At 65.6% G+C, this 8817-nt stretch carries 7 protein-coding genes, 1 pseudogene and 2 riboswitches; of the genes and pseudogenes, 3 read left to right on the top strand and 5 right to left on the bottom strand.

Translation table 11 applies throughout. The features are described 5' to 3' along the window. The 3 genes and pseudogenes from H535_RS0114325 to H535_RS0114315 all read left to right on the top strand — a co-directional run. Positions 1-208, top strand: a pseudogene (locus H535_RS0114325) (IS110 family transposase); the annotation flags it as partial. Between the two features lie 335 nt (positions 209-543). After that, a riboswitch (cyclic di-AMP (ydaO/yuaA leader) is annotated at positions 544-743 on the top strand. 4 nt (positions 744-747) lie between these two features. After that, complete coding sequence (locus H535_RS0114320) at positions 748-1629, top strand: LysM peptidoglycan-binding domain-containing protein (protein WP_026820092.1); 882 nt, start codon at positions 748-750, stop codon at positions 1627-1629. A 187-nt stretch (positions 1630-1816) separates the two neighbouring features. After that, positions 1817-2029, top strand: a riboswitch (cyclic di-AMP (ydaO/yuaA leader). Positions 2030-2201: 172 nt separating this feature from the next. Then, complete coding sequence (locus H535_RS0114315) at positions 2202-2894, top strand: M23 family metallopeptidase (RefSeq protein ID WP_245580324.1); 693 nt, start codon at positions 2202-2204, stop codon at positions 2892-2894. A 294-nt stretch (positions 2895-3188) separates the two neighbouring features. Here H535_RS0114315 and H535_RS0114310 read toward each other — a convergent pair whose 3' ends face one another. From H535_RS0114310 to H535_RS0114290, 5 genes are read right to left on the bottom strand one after another with little or no spacing between them, the layout of a single operon-like run. Then, on the bottom strand, positions 3189-4610 hold the full coding sequence (locus tag H535_RS0114310; RefSeq protein ID WP_035769744.1) for an NADH-quinone oxidoreductase subunit N: 1422 nt from the start codon (positions 4608-4610) through the stop codon (positions 3189-3191). 21 nt (positions 4611-4631) lie between these two features. Next, on the bottom strand, positions 4632-6122 hold the full coding sequence (locus H535_RS0114305) for a complex I subunit 4 family protein (protein WP_026820089.1): 1491 nt from the start codon (positions 6120-6122) through the stop codon (positions 4632-4634). A 2-nt stretch (positions 6123-6124) separates the two neighbouring features. Continuing rightward, positions 6125-7957 carry a proton-conducting transporter transmembrane domain-containing protein gene (locus tag H535_RS0114300; protein ID WP_026820088.1) on the bottom strand — a complete coding sequence of 611 codons (1833 nt, stop codon included), beginning with the start codon at positions 7955-7957 and terminating at the stop codon, positions 6125-6127. Further along, positions 7954-8256: an NADH-quinone oxidoreductase subunit NuoK gene (locus H535_RS0114295; RefSeq protein ID WP_026820087.1), complete on the bottom strand. Its 303-nt coding sequence runs from the start codon at positions 8254-8256 to the stop codon at positions 7954-7956. Before H535_RS0114295 ends, H535_RS0114300 begins: the two co-directional genes overlap by 4 nt. After that, positions 8253-8816 (bottom strand): NADH-quinone oxidoreductase subunit J, encoded by a 564-nt coding sequence (locus tag H535_RS0114290; RefSeq protein WP_026820086.1) that lies wholly within the window; start codon positions 8814-8816, stop codon positions 8253-8255. The genes H535_RS0114295 and H535_RS0114290 overlap by 4 nt, the downstream gene beginning before the upstream one ends. Position 8817: the final 1 nt, after the last annotated feature.

Below are 8817 nucleotides of genomic sequence, written 5' to 3'. Positions count from 1 at the left end.
CAATAAAGTCCTCAAACGAGCCCTGTTCCTCTCCGCCTTCGCCGCCCTCAAACACGACCAGTCCCGAGCCTATTACGACCGCAAACGCGCCGAAGGTAAACGCCACAACCAAGCCCTCATCGCCCTGGCCCGCCGCCGCTGCGACGTCCTCTTCGCCATGCTCCGCGACGGCGCCCTCTACGACACACCAACCGCCAAGGCAGCCTGACCAGACCAGCCCCACAGCCGGCGAGCACCACGCCGCCGGCCGCTAACCCCTGCCCAAAACGCCATGCCGCGCATTCTCGAAAAACCCAAGCCCAACCCCTTGACGAAGAACATAGGGACACCCCCGGCGTATAGTGAGTAGTGAAACGCAGCTACCTGTAAGGACCATCGTGATGTGGCTCAATCACTCGCATCCGGTCACCGGCAGTTGCTGCGGCGGCGGAATCTTCACGCGGATCTGACTTTTGAATGTCGTTATAAAAACGTGACATTCAGGGTGAAAATGATGTAGTTTGGCCCCTGCGCCGCTTTCACCATAGAACCGGCGCCCTTGGGTGGATTGCCGAACTCTGCCACCACCGCAAGGTCCGTTCGCAATACGTCTGGCAGAGGCGGGGGAACCATCAGCGGACTCTCTGGAGTCCTTGGGGTTAAGCTCCCGCACGCCCGGGTAGTACTGGATGCCTGGGCGTGTGGGGCCGGGTGCCTCCCATCCGAATCCGACAGCTCACCCCGCAGGCATTGGGAGAGGACATTATCTTGTCTAGAAGTACTCATGCCGCACGTCACCGCGCCACCCCGGTCCGGTCCGGCACCATGGAAATGATTTCAACGGCCGTTTCCTCCAATGCCGGCCACCTCGGCCGTCCCGCTGCGGCGCTGGCTGCCGCGTCCGCCCTGATGCTCGGGATAGGCGCTCCGGCCCAGGCATCAGCCACCGCCAACGGATCCGCAACGGACGACCCTTCCGGAACCGCCAGCAGCAGCTATACGGCCAATACCGGATCGGGATCTGCCGGCTCAACAAGTTACACCGTGCAGTCCGGTGACACTCTTGGTCAGATTGCCGCACAACAGGGCGTCAGCCTCAACAAGGTTCTTTCACTGAACGGGCTCAGCCTGGACAGCATCATTTATCCAGGAGACGTGATTGCCCTTCCTGGTGGCGGGAGCACTTCGGCATCCGCACCCGTAAACGCCCAGGAACCACAGCCTGTTGAGCCGGCAGCTGCAGGTGCCGGTGCAGCAAACACCCCGGCAAATTCGGGCCTGAGCCTGGCTGGCTCCGGTTACACTGAAATCCCGGCTTCGTCAACGAATGCTGCCATCCTGGCCTCTGCCAAAGCGCAGCTGGGTGCCATTCAGGACTGCACGGTATTGGGCGAGAAGGCACTGGAGGCCGCGGGAATCAGCGGAGTGGGCGATGAATCGCCCGAATCACTCATGGAGTTCGCGACCCCGGTTTCGAACCCGCAGCCCGGGGATTTCATCTACTACGCGGATGGAGGCATGGGTTTCTCCCATAACGCCATCTACATCGGTAATGGCAAAGCCATGCACAGTGGTTGGAACGGCAACCAAACCGTCGTCAAAAGCGTGGACATTGGTTCCGGTCCGGCGTACTACCGGGTGAACGGCTAGCAACGTCCAGCAACCGTAGCAGCATTCTGTGGGATGCCCCGGGCCGGAATATCCCGCCTGGGGCATCCCAAGCGGCATCAATCGAGAATCCTGAACTGATGCATACATATGTTTGATCACGAAATTGTAACCTTGGCTGCTTCTCAACTAACGTGGCCGTTCGGCGTGTCCAGCCAGGGCACGCTGCGGGTTTACACGCTGAACCCTGTCGGTAAACCTGTACCGTCCGCACTCACATGACAGGGTGGAGGATCCACGTTCGGCAGCGTCTACGCTGCCTTGGGGTGAAGTCTTGGCGCCAGTGCACATTTGCGCATGAAGCAGAAGCCAGCGGTGTCCGGGCGGAGCACTCTTTGGCTCGAATCCGACAGCTAACTCCGCAAGCGTGTAGAGAGGAAAGATCCTTGCCCCGTCATGCCCTGACAGATCACCCGGAGTCTGCTGCGGCGGTGCGGAAAAGCGATGGACCACCCCTTGCTGTGACCCACGGCCGGCGTAAAGCACACCAGAGTACGGCGGGTATTGGTATTCGGGTCCGCAGGTGGAGCCAGCATGCAGGAACCGCACTTGCAGTGGCCGGACTGACCCTCATGACAGCCACGGCCCCGACACAACCCGAGCGCAAACAGACACACCCCGACGCCGTTGATCTGATCTCTGAGACTGCGAATCAGGATGCCGTGACCGCAGCGGCTGGCATTTCGATGGATTTTTCGCGCCCAGACATTTCCGTTCAGGGAGGCGGCGTGGGCGGCACCAATGGAAATGCGGAGGCACCAGTCATAGCACCGGCCGGGGCAGTGCCCACAAAGCCCGGTAGTGATTCCGAACCGGCAGTCACAGCGAACAACAACACACCGAACGGCACCGCCACAGCCGGCCTGACCGCTCCCCTGACCAGCCTTTCGATCGCATCCCCATTCGGATACAGAACAAATCCCCTCACGGGAACCCCGGGGGAAAGGCACACGGGCACTGACTACGCCGGTAGTTGCGGGACGCCCGTATTGAGCGCAGCACCAGGGGTCGTAGTTGAGGCGGGATTCAGCCCCTATGGCGGTGGAAACCGTATCGTAATCAAGCACCGCAACGGCCTGAAAACCACCTATAACCACTTGGCCCGCATTGGCGCTCAAGTTGGCCAATCGGTGACCCGTGGACAAATGATCGCCGGCGTCGGCACCACCGGAAACTCGACCGGCTGCCATTTGCACTTTGAAGTGGTGGTGAACGGTGAAACCATGAATCCCGAAAACTGGTTATAGTCAACGTCATGCAGTCCGGGCCAAGATAATCGTGACAAGCAGTCCATGTGGGACGCTTCCCGGGACTGGTACAGTCGAATCTGCCTCATGCATGCAAATGATGAGCGGGAGCTGTCGTTTCCCATCGGTAGCTCCGTGCAGACCGGCAGGCACCCTCAAAGGGCGGCTTTGATTCCTACCCCCCCCTGGTCCAGCTCAGTTTCCTCACTTCCCGCGGGCCAATCCCGAGAATACGATCACATAACCTTGTCTGACCCACCTGCGGCCGCACCGGTCAATCAAGCTCCTCGGTGGTTAGCCCTGAAGTAGCAGCGGTCCTTCCAGAGCTGCCCAGACGATACCGGCGAGGATACCGAGTCCCAAGCCCGCGGTCGCGGCGGTGACGGCGGTGGCTGTGGGCCAGTCGGCCGCCCCGCCGGGGCGGGGAAAGCCCTGGGTGTCCTCGGCCGGACGGGCGAAGACGGGGCCGAACCAGCGCAGGTAGTAGAAGAGGCTGAGCAGGCTGTTGAGCATCACCACCAGTGCCAGCCAGCCGTATCCGCTGTCCCAGGCGGCGGTGGCGGTGGTGAGTTTGCCGACGAACACGGCCAGTGGTGGGGTGCCCACCAGTCCGAGCAGCGCGGCGAGCAATGCCAGTGCCAGTCCGGGGCGGGTTCTGGCCAGGCCACGGTAGGCGGCGAGTTCGCGGTGCTTGGGCAGGGCTGCGGTGACGGCGAAAGCGGCAACGTTAGTGGGGGCGTAGGCGGCGAGATAGAACAGCAGCGAGGGCAGGGCGAGGTCGCTGCGGCCAGCGGCGGCTATGGGCACGAGCAGGAACCCGACTTGGGCCACGGTTGACCAGCCCAGCAGCCGGCGGGGATCGCGTTGCCAGTAGGCGGCGAGATTGCCCAGGAACATCGAGGCCGTGGCCAGTACCGCGGCGACGATCAACCAGGAGTCGTTCCCGGTCGAGACGGTGGCCACGAGCCGATACACGGCCACCAGTGCTCCGATTTTGGGCACGGTGGTCAGGAAGGTCGCGGCGGTGACGCCGGATCCTTGCGCGGCGTCGGGTACCCAGAAGTGGACGGGCACCCCGCCGGCTTTGAACAGCAGCCCGGTGAGCACGCACAATACGCCTACGCCCACGGCCGCGGCCGGCGCTGCGGGCAGCTCGTCGGCGAGCCTCGCGTAGCCGGTGCCGCCGGCCAGGGCGTAGAGCACGGTGGCCCCGAGCATGAGCACGATGCCGGACAGTGCCCCCATGAGGTAGGTCTTCATCGCCGCTTCAGCGCCGGAGGCGCCGCCGGTGAGGCCCACGATCCCGTAGAGGGGGATGCTGGCCAGCAGGAACCCAACGATAAGCACCAGCAGATCGGTCGTGCCGGCCAGCACCATCGTGCCGGTGGTGGCGAAGAGCAGCAGCGCGTAGGTGTCGGACTCCCGCGGGGAGCCAGCGATTTCCCCGCCGGCCACTCCCAGGACCAACAGGGTGGTCACCGCGGCGATTACCCGTGCAGCGCCGGTGGCGGTGTCCACGGTGAAGGTGCCGGAGAACCCGGTCTGCGCGGTCCCGGCCATCGCCACGGCGGCGGTGGCCGCGGCGCCCAGCAGGGCGGCGGCGGCCACGGCGCGGGCGATCCACTGCCGGTGCCGGGGCAGGAACGATCCACCCAACAGCACGGCGAGGCCACCGGCGAAGATGATGATCTCGGGCAGTAAAAGTGCCGGTTGCATCTGCATTGAAGTCTGCACCGGTTACCGCCCGACCAGGCCAACGAGGGCGGCCGAGGCCGGTTCGATCACCGCGAGCAACACCTGGGGCAGCACCCCGATGAGCAGTGACAGGGCCAGTAACGGGCCGACCGACCACAGTTGCCGGCCGGACACGTCGGCGAATCCGTGCGACTGGCCCTGTGTGGATCCGGTGAAGACCCGCTGCAGCGCCCGCAGGAACAAAGCGGCGGTGATCAAAATGCCCGGCAGCGCGATCGCGGTGATCGGGGCGAGGGCGATGCTGCCGGCAAAGATCTGGAACTCGGCGATGAACCCGGATAATCCTGGCAGGCCCAGAGAGGCGAACGCCGCGATGGCGAACAGTGTCGCGTAGCGCGGCGCCGGGCCCGCCAGGCCACCGAAGGAGTCCATATCGTAAGTGCCGGCCCTGGCCCGCATCACCCCGGCCAGCAGGAAGAGCGCGGCCGTGATCAGTCCGTGGCTGACCATCTGCACGACCGCGCCGGTCACTGCCACCGAACGGGCGGCGGCGGTGTCATCAACGACGAGCCCCACCGCTCCCAGGGCCAGGACAATGTAGCCCATATGGTTCACCGACGTGTAGGCAATCATGCGTTTGAGGTTGGTCTGTGCCAGTGCCACCAACGCCCCGTACAGCACCGAGACAATACCGATGACCACGATCGGCCAGGCCCAGGCCCGCCACGCATCGGGCAGGATCGGCATGGCGATGCGCACGAACCCGTAGGTGCCCATCTTCAGCAGCACCGCCGCCAGCACGGCCGAGCCGATGGCCGGCGCATCCGTATGCGCCGGCGGCAGCCAGGTGTGGAAGGGAACGGTGGGCGTCTTCACGGCCAGCCCCACCAGGATCGCCGCCATCACCAGAGGCCCGGCCACCGGATTGTTCTCCAGCGGGGCGGCCCCTACCAGTTCGGGGATGTCGAAGCTGTGCGGGTCCGAACCCACGTAGAGCCCGATGAAGCCCAGCAGCAGGGCGAGGGATCCAAGGAACGTGTAGAGGAAGAATTTCAGGGCCGAACGCGCGGCGTTACCGTGCCCCCACCCGGCGATCACGAAGTACATGCCCACGATGGACAGATCGAAGAACACGAAGAACAAGATGAGATCGGCGGAGACGAACACCCCGAAGCTCACACCCTGCAGGAACAGGAACAGCGCCGACTGGGCGCGCGACCGTGCCGAATCCTTGAGGGCGTAGACGGCACAAGCCAGGAAAACGACCGCGGTCATGGCCAGCAGGGGCAATGACAGCCCGTCCACCCCGACGTGGTAGCTGCTGTTGACCCCCGGGATCCAAGGCACCTGCTCCTCGAACGCCAACCCATTCGGGCCAGGATCCTCGTAACCGGCCCAGAGTGCACCGACGAGCACCAGCTCGGCGGCGCTGACGGCGACCCACGTCCACCTGGCGGCCGCAGGGCCGATCGAGGGCACCGCTGCCATGACGGCGGCGATCACCAGGGGCAGGAAGACAATCAAACTCAGCATGCTTATCCCATCACGGCGTAGACGGACCAGATCACGCCGCCGGCGGTAAAAACCGCGACGGTCTGGAGGAAGTACTGGTGCACGGCCCCGGTCTGCGGGACCCGGGCCACCTGCCCGAGCCGCCGGACCCGCCCGGCCACGGCCTCAACGCCCCGGTCGAGCCCGTCGTCGTCGGCGCCGGCGGCAGCCCGGGCCAGCACCGGGACGGCAGCAGCCAAAGCCATCACGGCCCGGTCCAGGACGTGGTCATCGAACCGTGCCAGGGCGCGTGCCAGGGCCAGGCACGGACGGACAACGACGGCGTGGGCGGCTGCCTCCAAGCCCAACCACCGCAAAGCCCATCGCGGCTCCGGAGCACGCAGCCGTAACATCAGCAGCAACACCAACGCCGCGATCCCGGCCGAGACCGTCAGCCCGGCAACCGAAATTGCCGCGTGTCCGCCCAGCGCATCGGCGAGCACACCGCTGAGCGGGGGCAGGGCGAGCACGCCCAGCACGGCTGCGCCGACGCCGAGCACGACCAACGGAGCCTGTTCCACAGCGCTGATTCTGCCGGCGTCGTTGGCCCGGACTTTCGTGCGGGGGCCGCGGCGCCACACGACCCACAGGATCTTGCCGGCATAAGCCGCCGACAATGCAGCAGCGGCCAGTCCTGCAGCATAGAGCCAGCCGGAGGATTCGAGTGCGGCGGTGAGCACGGCGTCCTTCGTGGCCCACAGCGACAGCGGAGCGATCCCGGCCAGGGCCAGCGCCGCCACGGTCGCGGTCACACCCACGATCGGCCACGGGCGGGCCGCGCCGCGCAGTTCGGCAATTTTCTCGGTGCCCAATGCGCTTAGCCACGCACCAGCGGTCAGGAATAACAGAGCCTTCACGAACGCGTGCGCCACCAGATGGGTGGCGCCGCCGCTGACCGTACCTACTCCGGCGGCGAGGACCACGAAGCCAAGCTGGGCGATTGTGGAGGCGGCCAGCAGCTGCTTGAGCTCCCGCTGCCCCAGTGCCACGACCCCCATGAGCACCGCTGTGAGCACACCGATCCAAGCGGTCGCCGGCCCGGCCCAGCCGGTCGAGGCCAGCAGGGGTTCGACGCGTAACAGCAGGTATGCGCCCATGGCGACCATCGCCGCGGAGTGCAGCAGCGCACTGACCGGGCTGGGACCTTTCATCGCTGCTGAGAGCCAGAAGGAGAAGGGCAGCTGCGCGGCCTTGCCCAGAGCCGCCACCACGATCCCCGCTGTCGCGACGTGGCGCCACGGGTCCGCGGCGGCCGGCAGATCGGCCAGGCCCATGCCCGCACCGCCGGCCAGCGCGGCGCCGGCGGCGACGTAGAGGCCCAGATCCGCGGTGCGGGTGGTGAGGAAGGCCGTCAGACCCGCCGATACACGGGCTGAGTCCCGCCACCAGAACCCGATCAGCGCATAAGAGGTCGCCCCCATCACCTCCCAGGCGAACAGCAGCGCCGGCAGGCTTGCGGCCGTCGCAGTGGTCAGGGCGGCCGCCGAAAAGATCAGCATCAGTCCGTGGAAGCGGGACCGGGATTGCCGGATGCTTCGGGCCGCGAAGACCAGCACCAGCAACGTCACTGCGGCGATCATCGGCACGGTCAGCGCAGCGAGGGCATCGACTTGAAGCGCGAAGTCGGCGCCGGCCACAAACGGGTACGACACCGCGGGCCGCGCCAGCGCGCTGGCGAACGCCAAGGCGGTCGTGAGCCCGGCCGTTGCCACCGCGATCGGGGCCGCCACGCGGTGCGTCCGGGTCAGGGTGAGCACAGCACCGGCGGCGGCGGGAAGCGCAACCATGACCAGCAGTGCAGCCTGAACCGCGGTCATTGGGACAGCTCCTGGCTCATATCGGTCATATCCGTCTGCCTGCGGCGGTGCAGCAGCGTGGCCACGGCGAAACCCATAGCCATCTCCACCGTCATCGCAGCCAACACCACCAGCAGCAGAACCTGTCCCGAGGGATCAGGCGCGAGGAACCACCAGAACCCGGCCGCAGCCAACAGCACCCCGTTGATCATCAGCTCCAATCCCATCATCACCATCACGACGACCTGCTGGGACAGGGCACCGTAAAGGCCGACCGCGAACAATGCGGCGGCCACCACCAGTACAGCTTCGAGGGTCATCGGCCCACACCCCCTGATTGAGGGTCGTCGCCCGGACGCCGGTGCAGATCGTCGCCGAAACGGTCATAACGGGTGCGGCCGGCGGCCAGCACCACCCCGGCCACGATGGTGGCGACCATGACAGGGCCGATCACCGCCATCACCAGCATCTTCTCGCCCATGATCTCGAGACCAAGCGCATGGGTCAGCTCGTCGGGTGGTTCGCCGCGGCGCTGCGGCCACGGGATGAGCAAGGCACCGCCTGCCAACAGGACGAAAGCCCCGACCGAGGCACCAATCGCGGTCTTTTTCCCGTGGGTCATGTCCATCGGCATCAGTGCCGGGTTCATGCCCATGAACATCACCATGTAGACAGCCATCACGGCCATCTCCATCACCATCATCAAGATGGTGATCAGCCCGAGGTAGCTCTGCTGCAGCAGCAGGATCTGCACGCCCACGGCGATGAACGAAACGGCCAGCGCATACGTCGCCCGGGCCATGGAATCGGCCACGAACACGGCCACTCCCGCAGCCACAGCCACCACAGCCAGCACCCAGAAAACGATTCCGATCAGCACG

Source organism: Arthrobacter castelli DSM 16402 (assembly GCF_000430705.1).
GTDB classification, from domain to species: domain Bacteria; phylum Actinomycetota; class Actinomycetes; order Actinomycetales; family Micrococcaceae; genus Arthrobacter_C; species Arthrobacter_C castelli.
Note: the sequence above shows the minus strand (reverse complement) of the source record. Positions and strands in the feature narration are given on the sequence as shown.

Excerpts from the sequence above, each read along its gene's own strand:
- H535_RS0114310 (WP_035769744.1), bottom strand. The coding sequence starts at position 4,610 with ATGCAACCGGCACTTTTACTGCCCGAGATCATCATCTTCGCCGGTGGC.
- H535_RS0114300 (WP_026820088.1), bottom strand. The coding sequence starts at position 7,957 with ATGACCGCGGTTCAGGCTGCACTGCTGGTCATGGTTGCGCTTCCCGCC.
- H535_RS0114295 (WP_026820087.1), bottom strand. The coding sequence starts at position 8,256 with ATGACCCTCGAAGCTGTACTGGTGGTGGCCGCCGCATTGTTCGCGGTC.
- H535_RS0114305 (WP_026820089.1), bottom strand. The coding sequence starts at position 6,122 with ATGCTGAGTTTGATTGTCTTCCTGCCCCTGGTGATCGCCGCCGTCATG.